Source organism: Ekhidna lutea, from assembly GCF_900188325.1.
Lineage (GTDB): Bacteria > Bacteroidota > Bacteroidia > Cytophagales > Cyclobacteriaceae > Ekhidna > Ekhidna lutea.
Genome location: NZ_FZPD01000001.1, coordinates 422885 through 449015 on the forward strand (window position 1 = coordinate 422885; position 26131 = coordinate 449015).

27 protein-coding genes are annotated in these 26131 nt (G+C 42.3%); 18 read left to right on the forward strand and 9 right to left on the reverse strand.

The window, feature by feature from the left end:
* Positions 1-12: 12 nt before the first annotated feature.
* From hemC to CHB71_RS01830, 5 genes are all read right to left on the reverse strand, one after another.
* Positions 13-939, reverse strand: coding sequence for a hydroxymethylbilane synthase (gene hemC / locus CHB71_RS01810; protein ID WP_089355168.1), 927 nt, complete (start codon positions 937-939; stop codon positions 13-15).
* Entirely contained in the window at positions 940-1365 is a 426-nt protein-coding gene (locus tag CHB71_RS01815; protein WP_089355169.1) for an ATP-dependent zinc protease family protein, read from the reverse strand.
* Positions 1358-2473: a DNA polymerase III subunit gene (locus CHB71_RS01820; RefSeq protein WP_089355170.1), complete on the reverse strand. Its 1116-nt coding sequence runs from the start codon at positions 2471-2473 to the stop codon at positions 1358-1360. The genes CHB71_RS01815 and CHB71_RS01820 overlap by 8 nt, the downstream gene beginning before the upstream one ends.
* A gap of 3 nt (positions 2474-2476) precedes the next feature.
* The gene (locus CHB71_RS01825) at positions 2477-3658 is read right to left on the reverse strand and encodes a GlmU family protein (protein WP_089355171.1); all 1182 of its coding nucleotides are present in this window, start codon (positions 3656-3658) and stop codon (positions 2477-2479) included.
* A gap of 91 nt (positions 3659-3749) precedes the next feature.
* Complete coding sequence (locus CHB71_RS01830; RefSeq protein WP_089355172.1) at positions 3750-3995, reverse strand: type B 50S ribosomal protein L31; 246 nt, start codon at positions 3993-3995, stop codon at positions 3750-3752.
* A gap of 97 nt (positions 3996-4092) precedes the next feature.
* Here CHB71_RS01830 and CHB71_RS01835 point away from each other — a divergent pair, with 97 nt between their 5' ends.
* The 17 genes from CHB71_RS01835 to CHB71_RS01915 all read left to right on the forward strand — a co-directional run bounded on the left by CHB71_RS01835 (position 4093) and on the right by CHB71_RS01915 (position 20594).
* A complete protein-coding gene (locus tag CHB71_RS01835; RefSeq protein ID WP_089355173.1) occupies positions 4093-5733 on the forward strand; it encodes a hypothetical protein in 1641 nt (546 codons plus the stop codon).
* 110 nt (positions 5734-5843) lie between these two features.
* Positions 5844-6200: a hypothetical protein gene (locus tag CHB71_RS01840; protein WP_144017298.1), complete on the forward strand. Its 357-nt coding sequence runs from the start codon at positions 5844-5846 to the stop codon at positions 6198-6200.
* Between the two features lie 93 nt (positions 6201-6293).
* Entirely contained in the window at positions 6294-7832 is a 1539-nt protein-coding gene (locus CHB71_RS01845; RefSeq protein WP_089355175.1) for a YifB family Mg chelatase-like AAA ATPase, read from the forward strand.
* A gap of 46 nt (positions 7833-7878) precedes the next feature.
* Positions 7879-8415 carry a transposase gene (locus CHB71_RS01850; RefSeq protein ID WP_245811197.1) on the forward strand — a complete coding sequence of 179 codons (537 nt, stop codon included), beginning with the start codon at positions 7879-7881 and terminating at the stop codon, positions 8413-8415.
* Positions 8416-8535: 120 nt separating this feature from the next.
* On the forward strand, positions 8536-8730 hold the full coding sequence (locus CHB71_RS01855) for a hypothetical protein (protein ID WP_089355176.1): 195 nt from the start codon (positions 8536-8538) through the stop codon (positions 8728-8730).
* 12 nt (positions 8731-8742) lie between these two features.
* Positions 8743-9309, forward strand: coding sequence for a 5-formyltetrahydrofolate cyclo-ligase (locus tag CHB71_RS01860; RefSeq protein ID WP_089355177.1), 567 nt, complete (start codon positions 8743-8745; stop codon positions 9307-9309).
* Complete coding sequence (tpx, locus tag CHB71_RS01865; protein ID WP_089355178.1) at positions 9302-9802, forward strand: thiol peroxidase; 501 nt, start codon at positions 9302-9304, stop codon at positions 9800-9802. Before CHB71_RS01860 ends, tpx begins: the two co-directional genes overlap by 8 nt.
* A 111-nt stretch (positions 9803-9913) precedes the next feature.
* Positions 9914-12286: a TonB-dependent receptor gene (locus CHB71_RS01870; RefSeq protein WP_245811198.1), complete on the forward strand. Its 2373-nt coding sequence runs from the start codon at positions 9914-9916 to the stop codon at positions 12284-12286.
* A gap of 3 nt (positions 12287-12289) precedes the next feature.
* Positions 12290-13213, forward strand: coding sequence for a DUF4249 domain-containing protein (locus CHB71_RS01875; RefSeq protein ID WP_089355179.1), 924 nt, complete (start codon positions 12290-12292; stop codon positions 13211-13213).
* A 217-nt stretch (positions 13214-13430) separates the two neighbouring features.
* Entirely contained in the window at positions 13431-14165 is a 735-nt protein-coding gene (locus CHB71_RS01880; RefSeq protein WP_089355180.1) for a DUF4331 family protein, read from the forward strand.
* A 30-nt stretch (positions 14166-14195) separates the two neighbouring features.
* Entirely contained in the window at positions 14196-15011 is an 816-nt protein-coding gene (locus CHB71_RS01885) for a DUF4331 family protein (protein WP_179213278.1), read from the forward strand.
* A gap of 83 nt (positions 15012-15094) precedes the next feature.
* The gene (locus CHB71_RS01890; RefSeq protein WP_089355182.1) at positions 15095-16381 is read left to right on the forward strand and encodes a tetratricopeptide repeat protein; all 1287 of its coding nucleotides are present in this window, start codon (positions 15095-15097) and stop codon (positions 16379-16381) included.
* A 364-nt stretch (positions 16382-16745) separates the two neighbouring features.
* Positions 16746-17858, forward strand: a complete 1113-nt coding sequence (locus CHB71_RS01895; protein WP_144017299.1) for a hypothetical protein — start codon at positions 16746-16748, stop codon at positions 17856-17858.
* Positions 17830-18675, forward strand: a complete 846-nt coding sequence (locus CHB71_RS01900; protein ID WP_179213279.1) for a tetratricopeptide repeat protein — start codon at positions 17830-17832, stop codon at positions 18673-18675. Before CHB71_RS01895 ends, CHB71_RS01900 begins: the two co-directional genes overlap by 29 nt.
* A 16-nt stretch (positions 18676-18691) precedes the next feature.
* On the forward strand, positions 18692-19210 hold the full coding sequence (locus CHB71_RS01905) for a hypothetical protein (protein WP_089355185.1): 519 nt from the start codon (positions 18692-18694) through the stop codon (positions 19208-19210).
* 77 nt (positions 19211-19287) lie between these two features.
* Positions 19288-20154, forward strand: a complete 867-nt coding sequence (locus tag CHB71_RS01910) for a LytTR family DNA-binding domain-containing protein (protein ID WP_089355186.1) — start codon at positions 19288-19290, stop codon at positions 20152-20154.
* Between the two features lie 47 nt (positions 20155-20201).
* Positions 20202-20594 carry a DoxX family protein gene (locus CHB71_RS01915; protein ID WP_179213281.1) on the forward strand — a complete coding sequence of 131 codons (393 nt, stop codon included), beginning with the start codon at positions 20202-20204 and terminating at the stop codon, positions 20592-20594.
* 13 nt (positions 20595-20607) lie between these two features.
* Here the strand turns inward: CHB71_RS01915 and CHB71_RS01920 are convergent, their stop codons facing one another.
* From CHB71_RS01920 to CHB71_RS01930, 3 genes are all read right to left on the reverse strand, one after another.
* Positions 20608-20853 (reverse strand): hypothetical protein, encoded by a 246-nt coding sequence (locus tag CHB71_RS01920; RefSeq protein ID WP_089355188.1) that lies wholly within the window; start codon positions 20851-20853, stop codon positions 20608-20610.
* A 151-nt stretch (positions 20854-21004) separates the two neighbouring features.
* On the reverse strand, positions 21005-21814 hold the full coding sequence (locus CHB71_RS01925) for an anti-sigma factor (protein ID WP_089355189.1): 810 nt from the start codon (positions 21812-21814) through the stop codon (positions 21005-21007).
* Positions 21811-22365: an RNA polymerase sigma factor gene (locus tag CHB71_RS01930; protein ID WP_245811199.1), complete on the reverse strand. Its 555-nt coding sequence runs from the start codon at positions 22363-22365 to the stop codon at positions 21811-21813. Before CHB71_RS01930 ends, CHB71_RS01925 begins: the two co-directional genes overlap by 4 nt.
* Before the next feature lie 200 nt (positions 22366-22565).
* On the opposite strand from CHB71_RS01930, the gene CHB71_RS01935 reads away from it, so the two are divergent.
* Entirely contained in the window at positions 22566-24782 is a 2217-nt protein-coding gene (locus CHB71_RS01935; RefSeq protein WP_089355190.1) for a TonB-dependent receptor, read from the forward strand.
* Positions 24783-24859: 77 nt separating this feature from the next.
* Here the strand turns inward: CHB71_RS01935 and CHB71_RS01940 are convergent, their stop codons facing one another.
* Positions 24860-26122, reverse strand: coding sequence for a hypothetical protein (locus CHB71_RS01940; RefSeq protein ID WP_089355191.1), 1263 nt, complete (start codon positions 26120-26122; stop codon positions 24860-24862).
* Positions 26123-26131 lie beyond the last annotated feature (9 nt).

Here is a 26131-nt window from a genome sequence, read left to right on the forward strand (position 1 = left end):
GTTAACAACTCATTAACTCATCGCAGACTTAATGTCCTCCAGCACCTTTTTCCCTCCGCTTTGAAGGATTTCATCAGCCAGTGAGGTACCAAGCTCCTCAGGGTCGGAACCATACATTGTTCGTTGAATCAGCTCTTTTCCATCCAAGCTGGCAATGCCACCTTTCAATATGATTTGGCCATCAGACTCCATTTCAGCATGACCAAAGACAGGGATGCTGCAGCCGCCATCCATTCGCCTTAAGAAGGCGCGCTCTGCCAGCAACACCTTTTCCGTGAGCGGATGATTTGTTGCCATTTTTATACGGGATGCAGTTTCAACTGGAAGATTTTCATGAATCTCGATTGCGACCGATCCTTGACCAACAGGAGGTATGAATCGCTCGGTATCAAACCAATACTTCACCAGATCATCATAGTTCATTCTTCGTACTCCGGCGTATGCCAATACTAGTCCATCCATAATTCCGGATTTCATTTTTTCCAACCTGGTTTGCAGATTGCCGCGAACATCCACAGTGGTGATATGCGGGTAGTAATGCTTGAGCATGGCTATCCGGCGTGTGCTGGAAGTTCCCAAAATAAGTTTAGGATCATTCAGATCAATTTCTTTGTCAGAGACAATTACATCATCCGGTGACTCACGTTCACAAAAGGAAAGGACCTTGAATCCATCAGGGAGTTTGGATTGCAAATCCTTAGCGCTGTGCACAGCGACATCTATTTGACCTCTTCGTAGCATGGACTCCAACTCTTCAGTAAAAACCCCTTTGCTTCCAATTTTTGAAAGTGCCACATGCTGAATTTTATCTCCCTTAGTTTCGATGGGCACAAGCTGAGGCTGAAACCCTGCAGCATCCAACATGTCTGCCACATAATTGGCTTGCCACATGGCGAGTTTGCTCTTTCTGGTTCCGATTTTAATTACCCTACGCTCCATTCATTTCTTTTTTTGATCGTATGAAAGATTCTTTTGAGAGACATCCACGATGAATTTATTAGTTAGAATTTTACGTCCAATCAATAAAGGATTTTTCATTTCGCTTCGGTCTGTCAAAGAGATGGATGCCTTAAAATTTTTACCGAATATCCTCATCCTTGTTTTGATCACATATCTCTTCTGTGCTTTACCATTGGAACTTTTCACAACCTTTTGCAGCCAATCTTTCGTCGCATATTCTTTGTAACCAGTATCGGTATGAAGTGTGAAATATAGCACCCCTTCTTCTTCGTGTACCTTTTTGCAATGCAGAGAAGATCGATATGCTCCCGTGTCGATTTTAGCATGGATGTTTTCCACTCCTAAATCCGGAAGGTCAATGACATCCAGCCGGCCAATCACATACTTTTGCTTTTCTTTAGCCATTCAATACTCGCGTGATATCGAGCGACAAATTTAAGTGAGTTATCCGAGGGTTCGAATTTCGTTCCAGGTGAATCATTGCTTCATTGGTAAGCATGTAGACTTTCTCCAGCTTTTCAAAGCCTAACTTATTCGAGAATTTACCGATAAATGAAGCTTCTGATTCACTAAACGTTGATGGCTTCTGTCCGGAAGCATGAACAACAGCATTTCTCACAAGTGCGTTGGCAAAGTTTAATGTTGATTTCTGTGCAGCTTTGCCTGATTTAGAAAAGTCTTCGCTTCGGTGAACCAAGCCTGTTAGGTTCTTATTCCAGCATTCCAGCATCCACTGTTGGAAATCTTCATGCTCCTGGGACTCCCCGACCTCAGCAAGATGCATGGCCAATCCGATTTTTCCTTCCGATAATTTAGCTGCTTGAGTTGCTTTATTCTGATCAACGTCTTTTTGTGACAAATACTGTTCTACCTCTTCTGTTGTATTAGGCGACACATTCACCAATTGAGTTCGAGAGGTAATAGTGGCCAGAAGGTTGTCGTAATTGTATGAAACAAGGAGATAAAGTGTTTGCTCTGGTGGCTCTTCTAAAATTTTCAGGATGGCGTTTGCAGAACTTGGATTCATTAATTCCGGAATCCAGATTAGCAATATTTTGTAGCCTCCCTCTACCGATCGCATACTCACATTCTTGAGCATCTGACGGCTATCTTCTCTGCTTATGAGGAGGTTCTTGTTTTCCTGTCCGTATTTTCTGGTCCAGGCTTCCAGATCACCAAAAGGAGACTCAATAACAAATTCCCGAAACCTTGGGATAGCCTCTGCCAACACTTTATCGTATTTACTTTCTGCTGCAGATATTTTAGGAAAATGCAGGTGAAGGTCCGGGTGGACAAGTTTCTTTATACGTACACAGTTTGGGCAAGTACCACACGAGTCGGTTTCACTTTTGTTTTCACACATTAAGTAACCAGCGTAAGCTAGTGCCATTGGCAGAACAGCAGTTCCCGGCCTTCCGGCAAATAGTTGTGCATGTGCAACCTTGCCTCTTTGGTGAGCAGATATTAGCTGTTTCTTTAAGTCTTCAAGACCCGGTATTTCTGAAAACTGCATGGATTACTTTTTTTCCCAGACCCGATTTTCGGCAGTGATTTCAAAGATATGAGAAAGCATTGCTTTATCAGCCTCTGTAAGGTCTTTACTTCTTCGTTTCATAACCAGCTCAGCGGTCTCAAATGCTTTTCGTGTTTGGTAGGTGGTGAATCCGGAGGAACCACCCCAGGCAAAAGAAGGTATGATGGTTCTGGGAAATCCATCTCCGAAGATATTGGCAGAAACGCCCACCGTGGTACCGGTGTTGAACATGGTATTGATGCCACACTTCGAATGGTCTCCCATGATCAATCCACAAAATTGGAGGCCGGTATCCTTAAACCCACCAGTGGCAAAATCCCACATTTTCACATTGGCGTAATTGTTTTTAAGATTGGAGTTATTGGTATCGGCACCCAGGTTGCACCACTCTCCAATGACTGAATTTCCTAAAAACCCTTCATGGCCTTTGTTGGAATAACCAAAAATGACGGAGTTAGACACTTCGCCACCTACTTTGCAATGAGGACCTATGGTCGAGTCACCTTTGATCTTCGCACCCATGTTTATCGTGGAGTGCTCACATAATGCAAACGGTCCTCGAATTAAAGCTCCTTCCTGCACTTCAGCATCCTTGCCTATATAGATCGGTCCGTTTTCGGCGTTCAAGACTGCTGCTTTTACTTTGGCTCCTTTTTCCAGGAATATTTGATCGCCGTAGGTCTTTGTATGTTGATCATTTATAGGCTCGCTCTTTCTGCCTTTAGTTAGCAGGTCAAAGTCTTTCTTGATCTCAGAACCGTTCACACGGAAAATATCCCAGGGATAAGCGACTTGATGAAGTTCGTCAAGTTGAACAGCTTTTCGATTTCCTAGATCAAAAGATTCATCTTTATCATAATAGCCAGCGATAATTTGATCCTGATAGCTAAGCGCCTCGTCTTCTTTTAACTCTTTAATTGAATTAAAGACCTTTTCTGTGGGTAGTACATTCCCCAGTATGGTTAACGTTTTTTCAGTAGGCGCAAGGAAGATATTTTGAAAGTAGTCTTCCGATCGGAAGAAAATGTTTTCAGTGGAAAATCGTTTACTCCACTTTTCATGGACTTTTAGTATGCCTACTCTGACTTCAGCTACTGGGCGTGTGTAGCTTAATGGGAGCATTTGCTTCCAGCTTTCTTCTGTATCTATGAAGGTGATTTGCATGGATCAAACTTAGCTTGGTTTTGGCAAAAGCACACAAAAAAAGTCTTCAGGTGTACCCGAAGACTTTTCATTGAAATCTTTGTGAAGAAAGTTACTTCTTCTTGTACTTTTTGTTGAATTTCTCCACTCGACCAGCAGTATCCAAGAAGATTTTCTTACCGGTGTAGAATGGGTGTGACGCTGAGCTAACCTCTACTTTGATCACAGGGTATTCATTTCCATCTTCCCACTTGATTGTTTCCTTTGAAGTCATCGTTGACTTTGTAAGAAACTTGAACTCACTAGTGGTGTCAAGGAAAACAACTTCTTTGTACTCTGGATGTATGTCTTTTTTCATCGCTATCTATCTCTTTTTCAAAAAGGATGGCAAAGATAGGTATTATTTTATCTTCTTCAAACCCCTTCATTCAACTAAAATCGAATATGTTTGATTTATGAGACAAACACTCTGGATTATTAGTCTGCTCTGTACCAGCATTTTAGTGGCGCAATCTACTGATTTTACATTGGGACATCCGGTTTATGGCATCTTAGAACTTGAGGAGATAAAGGCATCTAAAGCCTTTAATACAACTATAAAGCCTGTTTCTAGGGTTTCAGTCTATGATTTTTTTGGTAATGATGGTGGTTTATACCTAAATAAAGAGTTGAGAGAATACACAGCTGATTCGTCCAGATCAAGCGTGCCTATCCTTGGCAGGTTTTTTCAATACCCTGCGGACTTAATCTACTATGAAGATGAAAAGCTGGACTTGCATGTAAATCCTGTACTTCAATTCTCTTATGGAAAGACAAATGATGCTCTAGGGTCGAGTTATGTCAATAGTAGAGGAATAGAGATACGGGGGAGAGTAGATAAGAAAGTAGCTTTTTATTCTATGCTAACGGAGAATCAGGCCCGCTACCCTGAGTATGTAAATGATGTAAGAGATAGTACACTGGTTGTTCCTTATGAAGGATTCTGGAAGCAGTTTGACGAAACGGGAGTTGATTTTTTTAGGGCTCAGGGATATATTGATTTTGGATTGTCTCAGAGTATCTCGGCTCAGCTTGGGTTTGGAAAGCATTTTGTTGGCAATGGGATACGGTCGCTGATTTTGTCCAACTATTCAAACAACTATCCATATCTGCGGATAAACACAACCACTAAGATTTTTGACTACACCAACATTTTTGCCGAGCAGATTGCAGGAGTTCGTGGAGGAACCTTTGGGGTTGAAGGAAGTGGAGGGTTTCAGAAAAAATATATGGCTTTTCATCACCTTAATGTGAAGATTAAACCCAATCTGCACATTGGACTGTTTGAGTCTGTGATGTATGGTGATTCTACTTCCGGGCTCAAGCTGGAATATTTGAACCCAGTTATATTCTATCGTGCAGTAGAGCAGCAAAATGGAAGCGAAGACAATGCAATCATTGGACTAGATTTTAAATGGAACATTAAAAATTATGTTTCATTATATGGTCAACTTGTTATAGATGAAATGATCATTGGAGAGGTATTCTCAGGAGATGGTTGGTGGGGTAATAAGCAAGGCTTCCAACTTGGGGTAAAGTATGTTGACCCGTTCGGAGTGGAAAACCTAATGATCCAGGGCGAAGTGAACCGGGTGCGTCCATACATGTATGCACATGAGGACGGATTCACCAGCTATAGTCATTACAATCTTTCGCTTGCGCATCCATTAGGAGCAAATTTTACAGAATATTTAGGTCGTGTTAGCTATCGAATGAATGACCAGTGGAGTTTTGAGGGAATGATAATGGCGGCTAAATACGGAAATGATATTGGGGACGTGAACTACGGCAGGGATATTCTTAAAGATTATACAATGCGCAGGCCTGCTGACAATGGAGGAAGTCTTGAATTTGGCAATGAGCACTTACAAGGAAATAAGACCGATTTAGTTGTGATGTTCTTCCGTGCTTCCTTCATGGCCAGGCATAATCTTTTTCTGGATGCTGATATTACCCTGAGAAAAGAGTCTGACTCTTTAGGTCAAATTGACACCTCAACTTCTGTTTTTGGGTTATCCTTGCGATGGAATGTTCCTTCAAGGAGGTATTTATTTTAGTAGGGTAATTAGGAACACAACAGTTATATGGTCAAATTAATCTTAGGAAAAATATCCTTATTTAAAACTTCAAAAGTTTCATAACTTTCCGCCCACTCTCAAACAACTCTATGCAAAGGTTTAAACTCATTTTCCACATCGTATATGTAGTACTTACATTGGTTCTCATGTACTTTTCTGTGGATATTTTACTGAATACAGAACAGTATCTGTCTAAGATTAAGCTTTCCTCCTATATCAAGTTTCCTAGATATGTAATGGGCATTTTCTTATTCGTTTCCATTCTTATGGCTATAGAGTTTGTAATGCAGCAGCTTAGAATCCGAAACATTAAAGGGGGTATTGAGGATTTGGAAGACGAGGTTAAGGATCTTAAAGCCAAGCTTTATGACAAGTCGCTGGAAGAGCCAGATATGTCATTTGAGGATAGCGATATTAGTGATGAAGATGAGGAGGATGAGGACTAATCTCATTTAGTTTCACTTCACGGGATTTGTCTGCTTGATAATTTCATGTAATTCATATCTTTAGCGCATTAATAAGACCAGACCAGGACTATAATGCTCGCAAAAACCAATGGAAGCGCTGTTTATGGCGTAGATGCACACCCAATCACTGTTGAAGTAAATGTAGGTCAGGGCACCAAGTTTTTTATGGTTGGCCTGCCCGATTCTGCGGTGAAAGAAAGTGAACAACGAGTAGAATCAGCTATTAAAAATTTGGGTTATCGAATGCCCAGGCAAAAAGTGGTTGTAAATCTTGCCCCTGCCGACATCAGAAAAGAAGGGTCAGCCTACGACCTCCCCATTGCGCTGGGAATACTTAAAGCTTCCGAGCAGATCATTGCTGAAGACCTTGACCGATATGTGGTAATGGGGGAGCTGGCATTGGATGGTGAATTGCGCCCGATCAAGGGAGCATTGCCTATTGCAATTGAGGCTCGGAAAAATGGATTTAAGGGCTTTATCCTCCCCAAAGAAAATGCATCTGAAGCAGCCATTGTTGATGGGTTGGATGTCATCGGTGTTTCCACCATCAAAGAAGCAATCGATCACCTGGAAGGAGAGGAAGTGATACAGCCAATGGCCTATGATACTCGTGATGTGTTTTTCAATGAGCTGGATTCATATGCTTCTGATTTTGCAGATGTTCAAGGTCAGGAAAACATCAAGCGCGCGATGGAAATAGCTGCAGCTGGTGGTCATAATGTGATAATGATTGGGCCACCGGGAGCGGGTAAGACGATGCTTGCTAAAAGGCTACCTTCCATCCTTCCACCATTGACTTTACATGAGGCTTTAGAAACAACCAAAATTCACTCCGTAGCGGGTAAGCTAGGTACAGATGCAAAACTTATTTCTAATCGTCCATTCAGACAGCCACACCACACCATATCCGATGTGGCCCTGGTAGGTGGAGGAGGCATTCCCCAGCCGGGAGAAATCTCACTTGCTAATAATGGCGTACTGTTTTTAGATGAGCTTCCGGAATTTAAACGAACAGTGCTGGAGGTGATGCGTCAACCACTGGAAGAACGAAAGGTGACCATTTCCAGAGCGAAGGTTTCTTTAGATTACCCATCCAATTTTATGCTTATCGCCAGTATGAATCCTTGTCCATGTGGGTACTATAATCATCCGGAGAAAGAATGTGTTTGTGCACCAGGGGTAGTTCAACGATACCTAAACAAAATCAGCGGACCTCTTTTGGATCGGATCGATCTGCATGTAGAGGTGACTCCAGTTTCATTTGATCAAATGACCGAGACGAGGAAGACAGAATCGAGTTCTGAAATCCGAGAACGAGTGATTAAAGCCCGTAAAATTCAGGAAGCTCGCTTTAAAGACCAGGCCGGAGTGTTCAACAATGCCATGATGAGCTCGAACATGGTCAAAGATGTTTGTCAGATTAACGAAGCAGGAAAGACACTGCTTAAAACCGCGATGGAACGCTTGGGACTATCTGCCCGAGCTTATGATCGGATCTTGCGCGTTTCCAGAACCATTGCAGATCTGGCTGGAACAGATGAAATCGCCATCGAACACCTGGCGGAAGCCATCCAATATAGAAGCCTTGATCGAGAAGGCTGGGCAGGGTAAAGCGTCTGACGGTTTGGAACCGTCTGACGCTTAAAGGCGATATAGTATGAAGCTAGAAGAGAACCAACTTTATCATTTTTATAATCAAGGAAACAATAAAGAAAGGATTTTTATCAATAGAGAAAATCAATTATTCTTTCTTGAAAAATTTCGGAAGTTTGTACTTCCACACTGCAAGGTTTTGGCGTATTGTCTAATGCCGAATCACTTCCACTTTCTAATTAGTACAACAGAAGCTTCAACAAGAGAAATTAAAGTAGGGGCGTTGAATGTTACGGCTCTTAATAATGGGTTCCGTATGCTTCTTAGTTCATATGTTCAAGCGTTTAATAAACAAATCAACAGAACGGGTTCACTTTTTCGTCAGCGCACCAAGTCAAAACTCCTGGATGAAAGCAAAAACTATCCTTTTATCTGTTTTAACTATATCCATCAGAACCCAATGGTAGCTGGTTTGGTATCGAAAATGGAAGATTGGGAATTCAGTTCTTTTCGGGACTATACCGGAATTAGAAAAGGGACACTTTGCGATAAAACATTGGCTGCTCAGCTATTGGATCTAGACTTGCAAATCATTGTATGATCAATCTTATCAAATTATTTCAGAAGAGAAGCAGAATGAAATGTATTAAAAATAAATCGTCAGACGGTTTCAAACTTTCTGACTTATTAGTTTATTGAACAATATAAACTTCAAAGCGCTATGAAAACTATCGGTTTAATCTTAACAATTCTTGGCTTAGCAGGTACAGTCTTCTATGGTATGCAAGCTATACAAAACTCTGAAAGTTTCAGCTTTCTGGGTATGGATGTTGCCGTGAGCAGTGCCGACTGGACCCCAGTAATTATAAGTGCTGTTGTCCTGATTGTCGGGCTTTTTCTGAGGAAAAGAAAGTAAGCCAGGCCAACAATGCTTTCAAAATCGCACATACGAAAGGTAATCCTGCAGTATCGAATGTTACTGGACAAGGTTTTGTATGATCAGCGAAACAAACTTTTATGTGAGTCAGCTTTGACGTTTATTGAGGAGCGAAAAATTAATAAACTGCACACATTCCTCTCTATAGATAAAAACAACGAACCTGATGTCTCTAATAGTTTCCAGTCAATGTGGGGAAAGAATATAGAAATTGTGGTTTCTCGTACAAATTTCCAGAAGCGCACGATGGATCACTTCACTTTAGAAGCGAATACAGCATTAGTAACCAATAATAAAGGCATCCCGGAACCTCAAGATGCAGAAGAAACTAAAATTGATGATTTAGATGTCATTTTCGTGCCACTACTTACATGTGATAAGAACGGATTTCGCATTGGCTATGGAGGAGGCTACTATGATCGCCTGCTTGCCGAAACAAAAGCGCTGAAAGTTGGGTTATCTTTATCTCCTCCGGTGGATAACATCAGACAAAAGGAGGATTGGGATATTCCATTAGACTATTTAATTACACCATTTAAAACCTATAATTATGGCTAAAATTACTTTGGGAGGTACAGAAACAAACACGATTGGAGACCTTCCGGCTGTTGGAGCCGCAGCTCCGGATTTTACACTTGTGAGCAAGGATATGCAGGAAAAAACACTTGCAAGTTACCATGGTCAAAAAGTGATTTTAAATATTTATCCAAGCATAGACACTGGTATATGTGCCATGTCTACCAAAAGGTTTAACGAGGAAGCATCTAAGCTTGAGAATACACGGATTGTCTGTATTTCAAAGGACTTACCTTTTGCATTAAAGCGCTATTGCGATGCGGAAAATATCGAAAACTTGGACAACCTAACCAACTTTAGGGATGGTGGAAATTTTGGCAAGCAATACGGTGTGGAAATTTTTGATGGTGCCTTCAAAGGGCTAAATGCTCGCGCAATAGTCGTTGTTAATGAACAAGGTGCGGTCAAGTACACCGAGTTGGTACCGGAAGTAGGTCAGGAACCTGATTATGAAAAAGCTTTGGCTGCCCTTTAGGTAGTCAAAGCAACCATTCGCCATGTTTTTGCATTAAGTGTTTGTTAACACCGAAACTATTTTGCCATTTGTGCGTCTTTCGGTTGTTCATTCATTTAAACAATCACCGTTTTGAAAAAACTTTTACTGCTATTAGCAGTCCTTCCCACCTTCCTTATAGCTCAGGAAAAGTACACCATTAATGGTTATGTGACAGATGCTGCCAATGGCGAAGCGCTTATTGGTGCCACAGTTCTGATTACGGAACTCAGCTCCGGCAACATTACGAATGTCTACGGGTTCTATTCGATTACCCTCCCACCGGGAGATTATACCGTTGAATTTCGGTACCTCGGATTTGTCACTGAAACAAAGTCTGTTTCACTAAGTGAAAATATTAGGCTAGACATGGAATTGTCTGAGGAGCAAACTCAACTGGAAGAAGTGGTAGTCACCGCAAAACCAGAAGACGAGAATGTGACTTCTACCGAAATGAGTGTGGCCGAAATGGACATTCAGACCGTTCGGAAAATGCCTGCAATCTTAGGAGAGGTAGATATCATAAAAAGCTTACAATTATTGCCTGGAGTGACTTCAGTAGGCGAAGGCTCTTCCGGATTTAATGTTCGAGGTGGTAGTGTGGGTCAAAACCTTGTGTTGCTTGATGAGGCTCCTGTTTACAATTCCTCACATATGTTGGGTTTCTTCTCTGTATTTAATCCTGATGCAGTTAAGGATATGAAACTCTACAAAGGGGCCATTCCAGCTCAGTATGGAGGGCGAATTTCTTCGGTGCTTGATATTCGAATGAAGGAAGGGAACAAAAAGGAACTTGAAATGAATGGTGGTATCGGAACGATTTTTAGTCGCTTTTCCATTGAGGGACCCATCAAAAAAGATAAGTCTTCATTCATACTGGCAGGGAGGAGGTCTTATGCAGATATCCTTGCAAAACCATTCGTGGAGGAGCTTAGAAATGGAGCCGCACTTAATTTTTATGACCTTACAGCAAAGACCAACTTTCAGTTTTCGGACAGAGATCAACTCTTCCTTTCAGGATATTTTGGTCAGGACAACTTCATGTTTGACAAAGATCAGGGGTTTAGCTGGGGCAACCGAACGTCCACGGTTCGGTGGAATCATTTGTTCAATGACAGACTGTTTTCAAACTTCACTTTTTTCTTCAGTGATTATGAATATGAACTGGCTTTCGGAGATAACCCACAAGACAAGTTTAAGTGGAATTCTGACATAAATACGCTGGCGCTTAAACCGTCACTCACCTATTTCATAGACCAGAAGAATGAGTTGACTTTTGGCGGAGAAATATTCAATTACGTTTTTGAGCCCGCTCGAGCGAGTGGTATCAGTGATGGAGAAACAATCAACCTTAGCTTACCAGACAAGCGCGCCATTGAATCGGCATTGTACATAAACAATGACCAAAAGATCAATGACGACCTCTCCATTCAGTATGGACTTAGGTTTTCGTATTTCAACTTGCTTGGAGAGGGAAACAAGTTTATTCTTGGCGACACCATTCCGGGTAGAAGAAGGCCTATTGAAAATGTAGAAGAAGTGAGTAAAGGATCATCCATTGCAAGTCATAGCGGATGGGAGCCTCGAGTGTCAGTTAAATATCAGCTAAATAAAGAAATGTCTGTGAAGGCTAGTTATAATCGTATCCTTCAATACATCCATTTGATTTCCAATACCACCGCATCAAATCCTTTGGACGTATGGACTCCAAGTAGTAATAATCTAAAGCCACAAATTGGCCAGCAATGGGCCGTCGGGTTGTTTAAGAATTTCAAAGGGAACGCTTATGAAACATCCATTGAAGTATACTACCGAGAAACGGATCAACAACTGGAATACATCAATGGAGCTGACTTGCTGATAAACGAAGCACTGGAGGCAGACCTGCTTTCAGGAGATGGGAGAGCTTATGGAGTAGAGCTATACGTAAAGAAGAATGCGGGGAGACTCAACGGCTGGCTCAGCTATACCCTGGGACGGACAGAGCTACAGACGACCGGGATAAACCAAGGCGAATGGTATCCTACGCGATACGATCAAACACACAACCTCAAACTCACCGGGTTTTATGAAATAAATGACCGATGGTCGCTATCCTCTACCTTCTCTTATTTGAGTGGAACTCCGACTACCTTCCCGACACATAGGTATGAGGTGCAGGGAATCACAATCCCCCACAATTCGAACGATTCAAGAAATAATGTAAGGCTACCGGATTATCACAGGCTAGATTTTTCTGCCATACGGAAAGGAAAAGCAGTACGAAAAGATGGGACGCCTCGGAAAAACAGGGATGAATTGGTTTTCACTGTTTATAACATCTACAACCGCGCCAATCCGTTTTCTATTTATTTCTGGCAGGGAGCAGATAGGGTAAATGTTGGCGAGCGCGCTGATACCCGTGCGACGCAGGTTTCCATTTTCGCCTCTTTCATTCCATCCATCACCTACAATTTCAAGTTTTAAGCCATGAAAAAATTAGCAGCAATACTATCAGTTCTTATCCTTCTTTCGTGCGAGGACGATGTGAATGTGGACCTAAATGAAGCAGACCCTGTTCTGGCATTTGATGCCTGGATTTATGGAAAAGCAGAGAAACAAACCATAAATATCACCAGAACCAATACCTATTTTGATGGTTCAAATCCTGAAGGTATTACAGGTGCTTCGGTTCTTGTTGTAGATGAAGATGGTACGGTTTTTCCTTTCAACGAAGAAAGCCCGGGAGTGTATAGCTGGCTCCCCGCCAGTGCCAAGGATTCATTTGGCACGGTAGGCAAAACCTATTTCCTGGATGTACAAATTGATGGCAAGCAATACGGCTCTGTCAGCAGAATGGGCCGTGTGCCGGAAATAGATAGCATTACCTGGCGCTTTGAGGAGGGGAGCTTTGGTCTCGATGATTTTTACGTGGCAGAATTCTGGTCGAGAGATTTTGAAGGGCAGGGAGATGCCTACTGGATTAAAAGTTGGGTGAATGGAACGTATTTGAATAAACCCACAGAAATCAATGTGTCTTTTGATGGGGCATTCTCTCCAGGGGGTAACGCAGATGGACTCACATTTATACAACCAATCAGAGATGGCATTAATCCAATCGAATTTGATGAGAATGATGAGTTTGTCCCTCCATTTACAGCGCCTGGTGAGGATAGTGTTTTTGTGGAAATCAGCTCCATAACACCGGAAGCTTGGTTTTTCTGGAATCAGGTGATCATTCAAACAGACAGACCGGGTAGCTTCGGTGAGCTGTTTGCCCCCAGCCTTGCAAACGTAGAGTCAAATATCCAGGCAGAGGATGATGAAAAGGTAGTCGGCTTTTTCTGCGTATCAGCAGTAAAATCACTTGGCAGAAAGTTCACCGAGGATGCCATACGAGAAGTACCGGAATAGGCAAACAATTTTTTGTCGATGTTTCCTAGGGAGAGTAATCAGAATGCTCGAATCATGGGAATCTCAAAGATCCCCAAGTCTCACTCGTGCCTCGTTCGCAAGGGGATAGCGATCATTATTCCCACCACAAAAACTACAATTTCAACTTAAATAAATCCAGTTGGTAGGATAGCCTCGTAGGTAGCTTAGAATTTAAAAATTAAAAGTTTTAAGCACTATGAGAAAATTAATACTGTCACTAGGCCTTGTAATATCAGCTGCCTTGGTGATTATTTTGGTGGCCGCTGACCACATTGACGCACCGGCTGTAGGCACACTTTCAGACGGTAGTACGGTGGAAGATATCACCGATTATTATGCATTCGAAAGCCCTGCAAATGCAGACAATTATGTATTTGTATGTAATGTGGCAGGCTTGAGTTCAGCTACTGAGTTTAGTGATGACGTAATGTATGAGTTCAACATCGATTCAGATGCTGACAATGTAGAAGATCAATTGATCCAGGTATTCTTCCGAGATGGACAGGCGATTACGTATGGCGTAGTTGCAGCTTCCGCACAAACGGGACTAAGCAGTGAGATTGTTGCTGGAGACAACCGTGTGGCAACAGATGTTTCTGCGTCTGCTACGGTAGGTGGAGTTCAGCTATTCGCTGGCTTGAGAGACGACCCATTCTTCATGGACTTCTTCCAGTTTGTAGATATAGTAAATGGAGTTGGCGCTTCATTAAGCGATGATGTAAACACCGGAGAATATGATCCGAACCGTGATTCTGACCCTGATACTGAAGGCGTTCAGCCATACCCGGCGGCATTCAAAGCTGAAGGAGAAGCTACGGACACTTTTGCAGGAAGCAACGTGCTTTCAATTGTAGTGGAGGTTCCTAAAAGCGCTATTGGCGATACGAATGGAGCATTCACCTCATGGGTAGAAACCAAAGTGCGTCAGTAATTGATTGAGAACCTTAAAAAAGATATGACAATGAAAAATATATTTAAAATATTCACACTTTTCCTCGCTGGAAGTATCCTACTTTCTAGTTGTGGAGACGATGATTCGGCACCAATTGAAGATTTACAAGCAAACCTTGGTGCAGCTGCTACAGTAGATGTTGAATCTACCGTATCGCTAGATGCAAGCGCATCAGTAGGTACTATTGCTACGTTTGACTGGATGGTAACAGATCCGGATGGCGCTGAAGTAACCTTAGAAAATGAGTCTAGCGCCATGCCATCATTCGTGGCTACTAAAGCAGGCGATTACAGTATCGATCTTACAGTGACTTCCGCAACTGGATTGGAGTCTATGGTTAGTGGTTCAGTAACAGTAGAGAGCCCAACATATGCGACATCCGATCAGATGGGACGTCCGGCGATCAACACGGTATTCAATTTCTTTGGTTCTGCCGAAGTAAAGAATGGTTATAACATGACGCTTCCTTCTGAAGGTAGTGCGAATGCTGACGCTTTTGCTGGCATTTTGAATGCATTGCAGACCTATATCTACCTTGATCCGGCACAGTTTGAGAATATTCTTGGAATTGGCAATGATGCCCTTGCAGGTGTGCTTGCAGTAGATGTATTGCAGTCAAACAAAAACTCTGCTACAGCTTACGGCTCACTAAACGGTCGAGCACTAGGCGATGACGTAGTTGATGTGACGTTGATTCTTGCCTTTGACGACCAGTCTGCGGCAGGGGCTGACAATCAGGTAAAAGCAGGACTTGTTTCTGACAATGTACAGTCAAACGACAAATCATTCAGCAACAGCTTCCCATACCTGGCTGATCCTCATTGATAAGTAATTAAGTTAAATGAACCGCCTTTTGGTCTTCCGGGATCAAGGGTGGTTCTTTCTTCTCTATCCAAAACCAAAAAGCTATGACTAAGAAATTATACCTCATGACGTTGCTGCCGATTTTCAGCTGCACACAACAAAAGAGCGAACCCATCAGCAATTCAGCTGATTATCAGGTGTTCCTTGCTGTTGAACCATCGGACTTATCTCACATAAATAAGAACATCATTCTTTGGAAAGGTAAGATCAAGGAGGAGCCAAAAGGGTTTATCTATTATGAAAAACTAGGTGCAGCGTACAGTGAGCTATTCGAAAAAACCGGCGAGGTGCAATACCTGCACAAGGCGGATAGCACGTTCGCTATTTCTCAAAAGCTAACCCAACAAAAGTGGAAGGTTCCAAGCCTATTAAGCCTGAGTAGCATTTCCATCAAGAAACATGATTTCGAATCTGCTGCTAAATATGCGGTAGAAGCCAGAGAATTGACCGACGAAAAATTTGGTCCACTATTGATGCAATTTGATGCAGAAATGGAGCTTGGCAACTATCAAATGGCATATGCAATTCTCAAAGAAAACAGACGAATGGAATCATTCGATTATCTGGTTCGATTGTCTAAGTACAAAGACTATGAAGGTGATCTGGACTCTGCCATCTACTACATGGAAGAAGCTCACAGCCTCATTAAAAGACATCAAAAAGAACGCTTGCTTTGGGCTACTGCTAACCTTGGAGATATGTATGGTCATGCAGGCCGAATTCAGGATTCCTATCAAAAATATTTAGACGTGCTTGCCATGGACTCCACGTATGACTATGCCTTAAAAGGTATTGCCTGGGTGGCCTTTTCCCACGACGGAAAAACAAATGAAGCACGTGAAATTCTGGAGAATCTGCAAGCAAAAACGGCTATGCCTGACTACTATTTGCCTCTTGCTGAAATATATGAGTATGAAGGCAATGAAGCTGAGGCGGAGAAACTTATCAATCAATTTGTGGCGGAATCTTCTAAGCCTCAATATGGGGGCATGTACAATAAATACCTCATCGAAATATATAGCGATCGTGGGCAGTTTGATAAGGCTTTGGCGCTGGCTCAGGAAGAGATAACCAATAGGCCAACTCCTGCAGCTTACGACTGGCTGGCCTGGACACTTCACAAGCAAGGAAACACCAATGGAGCGCTGGAGATTTATCAGCGAAACGTGGAGGGTAAGACCTTCGAGCCGGATGTGATTTATCACATGGGCACAGTGTATCATGCCGCGGGAGACTCAAAGGCGGAAAAGTACCTGGAGGAATCTCTTGAGGCGAGCTACGAATTAGGACCGATGACGAAGAAAAAAATTAAATCAACCATAAACGGATAAATAGTTTTAATAGTGAAATCCAAAATGATTTAACACTGCGTAGGTTAAAGAACAATTATATCTCGCGTCACACGCGATTTATAGCTGGTTGGTGATAGATGCCCCGGTCATGAGGATGGTCGGGGTTTTGTATTTAACAAAATGTCAATGATTCTCAAAAAGCGGATTTAAGGTTTCTGAAATCGAGGAAGATTTTTCGAGATTGTAGTTCAAGTTAGATATTACCCTTTTAAATTCCCTAAAGGGCAGTTTTTCGCAACACCCTTCAGGGAGGGGGTAGCTTGAAGATGGATAGAAAAATCTTACCTCGTATGCTTTAAACAAACTTTTGTATTTTGGCGGGTATTACAAAATCACCTGCCATTTGAAGAGACTTATTATCCTGATTTTCGTGCCCCTCCTTCTGGGGTGCAGCAAGCAATCCGAAGATCATCCGGTATTTAAATATTACCCACCAGATGATGTATTTGAAGAAGGGTATGCCAGCAAGTTTTACACGCATTATTTGCCAAAAAATACGGATGGAACCAAGCGAACTCGAATTAACTATTCAGTATATGAAAAGACTGGCATTGATAAATACACAGCAAGATTTTATAATGCCGGATTTGAGCTTACGGGTCAACGATATTATAGCATCGTCGGTACCTCAATGAGGCTGGATAGTGGGATGCGTATTTGGCGAGCTGACACAACTATTGCTGACATCAGAAAACCATTTCTACAGGATTTTATCAACAACGAGGATGTGGTTTTTGAGGAAGTATTCGAATCAAACGGGAAAATCTATAAGGAGGTAGACACGCAGCTTAGTGTCTCCGATACCATCATCTCAGGAATAGCAGGAAAAATACTTAAGTCGAAAGCGGTAATAAAAGATCATGAGCTTGATTCCATTGTCAATCAATATGTCAGTGAGTCGTATTATTTAGAAGAATTAGGCTATTACGGAGGTAAACGGATATATGATGAATCTACGTACCAAACCGAACTGATTGAACAGATGCCCCTTTCAAAATTTGAAAAGCTGTCAAATCACAATAAAAGGCGTGTTGCGTATATCGATCCGGAAAACACAATTAGCGATGATGCAGATTTCAAAATTTGTGGGCATGAAACACGAATAGCTGATTATTATAATTCTACCCCTGATGGAAGATATCTGCATAGCAAGCAAGCGATGTTAGATACCATTTATTCCAATCTTGACAAGGCCAAGCTCTTTGATCAAAGTGGTAGACTGGTATTCCGTTTCGTAGTAAACTGCGAGGGAAAAGCGGGACGGTTTGTAGTGGATGGATATGATTTGAATTATCAACCGATCGAGTTTCGTCAGGAGACCATCGATCATTTATATGGCATTTTGCAAAAGTTGGAGGACTGGCGATCAGTAACAACAAGAAACGAAGCTCGGGATGCCTATTTCTACATCACATTTAATATTGATAATGGTGAAATCATCGATATACTTCCTTAGCACGATCATGATTATTGCGTTCACTGCTTGTGAACAAAGAGCGTGGTACCAAAAGGACCTTACGGAGGAGCAGAAGGTGGAGTATGCAGATCGACTATGGCTTGGAGGCTACTGGTATCATTATCAGGGTTCAGTGGCAGACCAGTTTCAGCTGGAGGAAGCACTGCGGTTAGATTCTACAAATGGGGATGCCTGGCGTGAGGCAGCTATTGCATATCTCAAGCGTGGAATTCCAGACAAGTTTTACACCAACTATGTACAGGCAGTACGATTGAAACCCGAAAAATGGTCAGGGTTTCGGGGATATGTGTATCTGTACTTTTACAGGGATTACGAGCGAGCCATTGCAGACTTTAATCTCAACGATCAAAAAATAGGCGAGGTAGCATACTCTCAAGGGCAAAGCCATGATTACATGCGTGGCATTTGCTACTATGGTTTGAAGGATTATAAAAAGGCTCTTGAATTTTTAAATCGTTACATCCAAAAGGTGACAGATGAAGAAGGTGAGTCGTGGGTGGATGTTTATGCTATTCTATACAAAGGACTTGCACTCCTTAAGCTGGAGCGTTTGGACGAAGCGATGATTGAACTTGATCGGGCATTGAAGTACTACCCCAACCTGTCTGACTGCTTTTACCACAAAGCACGCATCTATATAGCCAGGGGGCAGTTTGACCTGGCATTGAAAGCGCTGGACAAAGCAGAGGAATACTTCAAAAAAGGATATTATCATCAGCGGCCCTATGTTGAAGTTTTAGAGCAGATTTATTTGCAGGATATTCTGGAATTGAAAAAAGAGATTTCTACTAGTTAATTCGCTAAATTGTAATATGCTGCTCGATTTATTAAAGCAAAACGGCTATAAATTAGATCGTTATCCATGGGGTTTTAAAATCAATAATTCGAATGGCGGAATGATCGTTTGGTTCATTCTCGCTTTAATTGGAGGAGGAATTCTTGGGTTTTATGCTTTTCAGACAGGATCATGGAAGCTTGGTCTTTTAGCAATTATTCTGGTTGGCGTTCCTTTTACTTCTCACATTTTATCAGATCCGATTTCAGTCGTATTTAATAGAGATACTAATAGAATTATCGTTCAAAAAGCCATTGATAAATTGGTGATTGAAAGTGGTGATTCACCGGAGCTATCTGTAGACTATCACAGAAGAACCGCTTTTGTAAGTCCATTTCAGGAAGGGTACCAGGATCATTATTACACTTTTGAAATCAAACTTCCTGATAAGGGAAAGAGAATTCCCCTCTTTCGTTTTAAATCCCGAAAACAGATGGATGACCAGGTGAAAGAGGTAGTAAAGGAAATTTCTTCATCCATGGATCTGTGGAGTTAGATACTCCCAAAGCGTTAAAAAACTCTCACCACTCGTGTATTTTTAACTACTTGAAACTGCCGATGACGTAAATCAGGATGATGCGTGTGATTGATACAATAGCCCAACACCGAAAAGTCATTGGTTTTTCCATACTGATTTCCTTCTTTCTTGCGTTGATTTCGTTTTTCTCAAACTGGCTCATGCTGATCCACACGAACGAAGCACCAACACCCTATCAATTGCTAGATATCTCTTTTTATTTCCTTACCCCGATAGTGAGCTGGACGGCAATTACCATTGGGATGATCCATTACACTCAGCGAAAAAATATTAATCGTAATCGAATCATAATTCAGGTCATTTTCATTGCACTATTGATCAGCCCTTTCATCCGCATGTTTGATATCCTGATTGATTTCAGCTTAAAAAATCTGATTGGAATGATGGATGCTAATCCCTTTTCTGTTTTGGCGGATGTATGGCTTGTGGTCATATCTACATCCCCTGGTGCCTTTTTGAGAATATTGATTATAGCAGCTATCGTATACTATTTTTTGCTTCGCCAATCAAATCATAAAACGCTAACCATCCGTACGCGGGATGGCGTCTACCATGTACTTGAAAAAGATTCGATTTGCTACCTACAGTCGGAGGGCAACTACCTTAACATTCAAACACAAAACGGTACTTATCGTACTCGCAAGACTCTGAAGTCGCTGGCTGCACGGCTTGGCACACCATTCTTGCGCATTCACAAATCGACCATCGTAAATCCAGGTTACATTCGACAGCTAAGTCACTGGCGAAACGGTGAATACCTGGTGGTCATGAACGATGGGAAGCCCTTAACCTCAAGCAAATCTCATCGGGAGTCTATTGACAAAATAATGACCGATTTAATTGGGAATTCCGAAATGGAAAATGATCCCATTTCAGCAATAGTTCATCCCAAATTGGCCTAGCGTCAGTCCTGGTTACGTCAGAATACCTCATCTTTAAGAATAAAAAGATGACTATTTTCAAAAAGGTTCTATTGTTTCTGATGTCTGCAAACTATGCGAATACCTTCATTCCGCATGGCTGGGAAAAATTTGATGCAGAAGGGTTCTGGTCCACCGCATTTATTGAGCGCTGGGGGTACGGCCTTTATTTTATGTATTTTATTGGAGTGCTTGAATTCCTCGGAGGCATAGGTATTCTCATACCCAAGGCCAATAAATATGCAGCATTCACCTTAGCGGTGGTGATGCTTGGAGCCATTGTAACCCGCACGGTGTTTGGCACTAGCCTCGATGATGTGATTTGGATTGGGTTTACCATGGTCACGTTGCTTTACATTTCTCTTGAGCGTGGAATGGATCAGGAGCTAACGAAATGGTATGGAATGATCAAGAAAAAATGACAGGCAGGAGCTATTAAGACCCCACTTTCTTTACTTTCTGATGTCCCGTGATTGCGTCAATCATTTTCACGTAGCTCACCTTTTGTCCTGAATGCTGTGAGACATAGAAGTACTGCAATCCTTCCAGCTCCACCTTGCATTTACCCAATTCGTATCGTTGAGCGATTACTTCATCTCCTTCCATGATGAGGTGGCCATCTATATCCAACAGCTGCGGCGGTTGTTTTTCTTTTGGTTTCTTTTTGAAGAATTTGAGCATGGCTGCAATGATAAGATGATTTATGTTTTTAGTTGAAGATTTGATTTGAGATCCCCAAGTCTCGCTCCTTTGTCGCTTCGCAAGCCTGCCTGCGGTAGGCAGGGGGATAGTGAAGTACTAATTACCAATTAACTAAGGACAAATCAACCCTTTACACATTCCCCACCACCTGCATGGTCTCCAGCGATGGGTTTTCGCTACCGCCACGAGGCTCTATGGTCACAGCAAAGGCTGCTGCTCCGGAAGTAATGTTTTTCATTTGAACCAGGAAGTTGCCCGAGTTCGGATCAAACACCCCTGCATCTACCGGCTTGCCATCAATGATGGCCCACAGCTGGTACTGCTGATCTTGTGAAAGTTCTTTAAGATTTTGAATACTGAGGTATACATCTGCTGTTGCCTCATTCCAGTATACGGTTGCTTGCGCTTCCGGTGAATTGTCCGTTCCGGCCATCACCACTCGTTTATAGGAAGTGTTGTTCATGATGGCGACCGCATCCTGAATGTTATCCAATTGCTGGTTCACCTGATTGTAGTTCTCGGCAAATTGCTGGTTTTGCGCAATCATATTTGCCAGTCGATCTTCAGCTCCCTGCCATTTCTTCCAGTAAGTAAATGCCATCACTGCAGAAGCCAGTGCGACAAATACTGATGCGGCAGCAGCATACTTCAGCACACCAAAGCTCTTGTCTGATTGCATAGGCACCACTGGAGCTTCTTTTTTAGTTTCTTTTTCTGACTCACCTATCTGCTGCATGAGTTTATCTTTCATGCCTTCGGGTGGTTTCACAGCGGTAGCAAAAGCAAGGGTTTCCATAGAGAGCTCAATAGCATCGAGTTCTTCCCTGATCTCCGGGTGCTGTGCGGCAGTTTGCTCCACCTCTGCGCGCTCAGCTGCGGACAGCTGATCCATCACATAGGCTTCTAATATGCCTGACGATATGTATTCTTCTATGTTCACTCTACTTGCAATACTTTTCTCATATTCTTCAATCCCATTCTCAGGCGCGTTTTTACCGTGCCGAGCGGAATATCAAATTCGTCCGAAATTTCTGATTGGGTATAACCTTTAAAATACACCATCTCTAAGATGAATTTTTCTTCATCGCGGAGGCTGGTAAGCGTCTCTTTCAAGCCAATACCATCGACATTTAGGTGGTTTAATTTCGATCGCTCAATACCAGTTACGTAGGTTTCTATATTATCGGTTTTCCCAACCTTCTTCATTTCTTTTGATCGCAATTTATCGATCGCCAGATTTCGGCTGATATTCACCATCCAGGTGAAAAAACGGCCTTTTGAAGAATCGTATTGTTCGATTTTATCCCAAAATTTCATGAAAGCATCCTGGAGCACCTCTTGTGCCACATCCTCATTATTGACTATTCGGGAGATCGAACCATATATAGCTGCAGAATAATTATCGTATAGGTAGCTGAATGCATCCGCTTCTTTTGCCCGCAGGCGGTTGACCAGTTGGTCTTGATCGATTTGTTGCTTAGGCAGACTCATTTTTGCAAGAGCTAAAATTATGAATTTATTGTGAGGTTAGAGTTAGATAAACGATTCTTTTATCCTCGCACCCTTCTGGCTTCATAACTTTCTTTCAGACTGTTTGTTTGGCGGTTTTTTATTCGGGGAAAGGAAATCAAATCTTTACCCGTCGTAAATACCGTAAGTAGGGAAAGCAATTTCCAAACAGCACTTATTCAATGAAATCAGTTCTCACTATTTTTTTTATACTGTATGTCCTTTGTGGATGGTCTCAAGAGGTAGCCTCGGGGCAAATAATGGATGCAGACTCCAATACGCCAGTGGAGTTTGTAACCGTTTATAACCTCACACGAGACATTCATGCGCATACAGATGTAGCCGGTAAATTTCAACTGAAAGACACTCAAATTGGAGATTCCATTTTCGTTTCGATGGTGGGCTATGAACGGAGGCAGTTTGTTGTTGAAACGGAAACCGATTGGAACATCTCACTTACTTCAGCTCCTGTTGAATTGTCACAGGTTGTAATCACACCCGAGATCAACACACTTAATAAGATTAAGCAAGTTGACCTTAAACTCAACCCCGTAAACTCCTCACAGGAGATTCTCAGAAAAGTTCCGGGCTTGTTCATTGCGCAGCATGCAGGTGGAGGGAAAGCGGAGCAGATTTTTTTAAGAGGGTTTGACATTGACCATGGCACTGATATTCAGATTACTGCCGATGGAATTCCGGTGAATATGGTTTCGCATGCGCATGGACAAGGCTATGCAGATTTGCATTTTCTTATTCCGGAAACAGTACAGGGGGTTGATTTTGGGAAAGGACCATACTATGCAGAAAAAGGCAATTTCACTACAGCAGGCTATGTAGACTTCAACACCTTTGATCGCATAAGTGAAAGCAATGTAAAAATAGAAGGAGGTCGATTTAATACGATGCGAACCGTGAGCATGATTGACCTGATCAAAGGAAATCAGAACAGTGACGCATACATTGCCACCGAATATTTGTTATCTGATGGTCCATTTGATTCACCACAAAATTTTAATCGACTCAATCTTTTTGGAAAATACCATGTGAAAATGGGAAATGACTTCCTCACTATGCAGGCTTCCACTTTTCAGAGCAAATGGGATGCGTCAGGCCAAATCCCGATCCGGGCGGTGGAGTCAGGGCAGATTGACCGTTTTGGCGCTATTGATGATACGGAGGGAGGGGAGACCTCACGTCAAAATTTCCTGATTGACTATACTTCTTCGTTTGATAATGGTGATTTCATGGAAACCAAAGCATTCGTATCCAAATATGATTTCGAATTGTATTCCAACTTCACTTTCTTCCTGGATGACCCTGTTAACGGGGATCAGATCAGACAAAAGGAATCTCGAACGATTTATGGCATTCAATCATCATATAATCACGGCACTCAGATGGCTTCCGGAGATCTGACACTCATTGCAGGTGCAGGGTTTCGCTATGATGACATTGATGGCGTAGAGTTGTCACATACCCGAAACCGAACAGAAACCCTTGACTCCATTGCACTGGCAGACATTGATGAGTTCAACGGGTTTGCTTTTGCCAATGCAACCTGGGAGCTCAACCAATGGATGTTCAACCTTGGAGTGCGGGCAGATCACTTTCGTATGGAGGAGGTCGACTTTTTGCAACCGACATATAGTAGAAAGTCGGCGAGCCAGGCAATTATTTCTCCTAAGCTCAATATTGTATACAAGCCTACGGATAACTGGCAGCTCTATGCCAAGTCTGGCCGAGGGTTTCACAGCAACGATACACGGGTGGTCTTAAGAGAACAAGGCCAGAACACACTTCCTGCTGCATGGGGCTATGATTTTGGAACGGTTTATCGGCCCTTCAATCGCTTATTTATAGATGTGGCTTACTGGGAATTATACCTGGAGCAGGAGTTTGTATACGTGGGAGACGCAGGTATCGTAGAGCCGAGTGGTCGGACGAAACGGACGGGGGTAGATGTAGGTATCAACTATCAGCTATCGGATCAGTTATTCATCTACTCCAATTTGAACTATGCCGATCCAAGTGCTCTGGATGAAACAGAAGGAAACGATTTTATTCCGCTGGCACCTACTTTCACAAGTATTGGAGGCTTAACCTATCAGGGAAAAAATTTGAGTGGCAGCATTCGATATAGATATATTAAAGATCGTGCGGCAAATGAAGATAACTCGGTTATCGCTGAAGGCTATTTCCTCTCGGATGTAAATATTGCTTACGATCGTCCGGCCTGGACGATATCGCTAGCTATTGAAAATGTTTTTGATGTAGACTGGAGAGAGGCCCAGTTTGATACAGAGTCGAGGTTGGCAAATGAAACTGAATCCGTTTCTGAGATTCATTTCACTCCGGGTGTACCTTTCTTTTTTAAGGCAGGGTTGGCGGTGAAGTTTTGAGATGCTGAAACAAGTTCAGCATGACAGGAAATTCAGAATAGAGTCACCCTGAATTTATTTCAGGGTCTCATTGAAGATCATCTAAACCGTCTAAATAGTACTTTCAAAAACTCTTTTACTTCATCGGATTGCATATCCCATTCGTTGTGTTTGGCATAGCCCTGCACTAAAAATTCAACGGATGCATCGAAGCTGTCGTACCCTTCCAGCTCAACGAGCGCTTTCTCAAATTCATCTTTATCATTTCGAAACAAGTCCTTGATAAACATGTAGCGATGATTGAGTGAGATAAGGCTTAATATACTCCCTTCTTGTGGCGCTTTTTCATGGTGCTCAGCCAGGGTTTCTTCCTCTTTTTCAAATTGCTTGTTGATCGTCTCTTCGGGGAAGTCATCTTCTCTATCGTCATCCTCCAGCATTACCGGCGAACGAACCTCTTTTTTAGGTTCTTCCTCCTCTTCATCTTCTTCCGGCTCTTCTTCTTCCTTTTGGGACTGTGGAATATCATCTTCCTCGTCCTCTTCTTCAGGTTGATTGCTTTGTGCTTCTTCTTCCTGAATGTCTTCTTCAGACATTGCCTCGTCTTCCTTACTTATTTCTACTCCCTCACTTTCAGCTTGAGCATCGGGGGCTGTCTTTTTTGCAACAGGTCTTTCATCTACCAGGTCTTCCTCTCCGGGTGCAAACAGATCATCTTCATCAAATTCATCAATGTTAGGATCATCAGAGAAAATTTTATCAACGGTGATTTCCAACACTTTGCTTAAGAGCTTGCACTCCTCACTCACCGCTTCTGTGGTGTCAAAGTCTTCAAACTCTTCCGGAAGCTCGTCGATTACATCATCGATTGTGAGACCTTTCATGTCAGACATGAAATTCTGAATCTCCTGCTTGTGGATTTTGAGGTATTTGACAGTACCCTCGACAGTCTTTTCTTTGATTAACTCTATACCCCTGCTATCCAAATCTATTTCCACATAAGCTTGTGGCATGGCAGCCAGGTAAAGTGTGTCCTTTACCGCATGATTTAATAGCGTTTCAAATTTCTCACGATTGATCTCAATGTGTTGTGACAGCACATTCATAAACTGGATCATTGCTTGCCGTACTTCATCGTGCTTGTAGTTGAAGAATGGGCTCTCCAGTTTTTTTGTTTCTTCCTGCCAATATCTGAATAGCAGTTTAATAACAAAGAAATTGACCTGCTTGGATGGGGTGACTTTTAAAATTTCCTTCCCGGTTATGACCTCTTTTCCATTGCTGAAAAATTCGGCAGTCACTTTGGAAGCAAATTTCTCGCAATAATCGTCTATAAAGTCTTCGTTTAGTTTCTTTTGCATTCTTGAAAT

Coding starts and splice junctions, on each gene's coding strand:
- CHB71_RS01885 (WP_179213278.1), top strand. CDS start 14,196: ATGAAAAATATATTTAAAATATTCACACTTTTCCTCGCTGGAAGTATC.
- CHB71_RS01835 (WP_089355173.1), top strand. CDS start 4,093: ATGAGACAAACACTCTGGATTATTAGTCTGCTCTGTACCAGCATTTTA.
- CHB71_RS01900 (WP_179213279.1), top strand. CDS start 17,830: ATGGTGAAATCATCGATATACTTCCTTAGCACGATCATGATTATTGCG.
- CHB71_RS01915 (WP_179213281.1), top strand. CDS start 20,202: ATGACTATTTTCAAAAAGGTTCTATTGTTTCTGATGTCTGCAAACTAT.
- CHB71_RS01825 (WP_089355171.1), bottom strand. CDS start 3,658: ATGCAAATCACCTTCATAGATACAGAAGAAAGCTGGAAGCAAATGCTC.
- CHB71_RS01905 (WP_089355185.1), top strand. CDS start 18,692: ATGCTGCTCGATTTATTAAAGCAAAACGGCTATAAATTAGATCGTTAT.
- CHB71_RS01940 (WP_089355191.1), bottom strand. CDS start 26,122: ATGCAAAAGAAACTAAACGAAGACTTTATAGACGATTATTGCGAGAAA.
- CHB71_RS01815 (WP_089355169.1), bottom strand. CDS start 1,365: ATGGCTAAAGAAAAGCAAAAGTATGTGATTGGCCGGCTGGATGTCATT.
- CHB71_RS01840 (WP_144017298.1), top strand. CDS start 5,844: ATGCAAAGGTTTAAACTCATTTTCCACATCGTATATGTAGTACTTACA.
- CHB71_RS01930 (WP_245811199.1), bottom strand. CDS start 22,365: ATGAGTCTGCCTAAGCAACAAATCGATCAAGACCAACTGGTCAACCGC.
- CHB71_RS01855 (WP_089355176.1), top strand. CDS start 8,536: ATGAAAACTATCGGTTTAATCTTAACAATTCTTGGCTTAGCAGGTACA.
- CHB71_RS01880 (WP_089355180.1), top strand. CDS start 13,431: ATGAGAAAATTAATACTGTCACTAGGCCTTGTAATATCAGCTGCCTTG.
- CHB71_RS01910 (WP_089355186.1), top strand. CDS start 19,288: ATGATGCGTGTGATTGATACAATAGCCCAACACCGAAAAGTCATTGGT.
- CHB71_RS01890 (WP_089355182.1), top strand. CDS start 15,095: ATGACTAAGAAATTATACCTCATGACGTTGCTGCCGATTTTCAGCTGC.
- CHB71_RS01860 (WP_089355177.1), top strand. CDS start 8,743: ATGCTTTCAAAATCGCACATACGAAAGGTAATCCTGCAGTATCGAATG.
- CHB71_RS01845 (WP_089355175.1), top strand. CDS start 6,294: ATGCTCGCAAAAACCAATGGAAGCGCTGTTTATGGCGTAGATGCACAC.
- CHB71_RS01935 (WP_089355190.1), top strand. CDS start 22,566: ATGAAATCAGTTCTCACTATTTTTTTTATACTGTATGTCCTTTGTGGA.
- CHB71_RS01830 (WP_089355172.1), bottom strand. CDS start 3,995: ATGAAAAAAGACATACATCCAGAGTACAAAGAAGTTGTTTTCCTTGAC.
- CHB71_RS01920 (WP_089355188.1), bottom strand. CDS start 20,853: ATGCTCAAATTCTTCAAAAAGAAACCAAAAGAAAAACAACCGCCGCAG.
- CHB71_RS01850 (WP_245811197.1), top strand. CDS start 7,879: ATGAAGCTAGAAGAGAACCAACTTTATCATTTTTATAATCAAGGAAAC.
- hemC (WP_089355168.1), bottom strand. CDS start 939: ATGGAGCGTAGGGTAATTAAAATCGGAACCAGAAAGAGCAAACTCGCC.
- tpx (WP_089355178.1), top strand. CDS start 9,302: ATGGCTAAAATTACTTTGGGAGGTACAGAAACAAACACGATTGGAGAC.
- CHB71_RS01820 (WP_089355170.1), bottom strand. CDS start 2,473: ATGCAGTTTTCAGAAATACCGGGTCTTGAAGACTTAAAGAAACAGCTA.
- CHB71_RS01875 (WP_089355179.1), top strand. CDS start 12,290: ATGAAAAAATTAGCAGCAATACTATCAGTTCTTATCCTTCTTTCGTGC.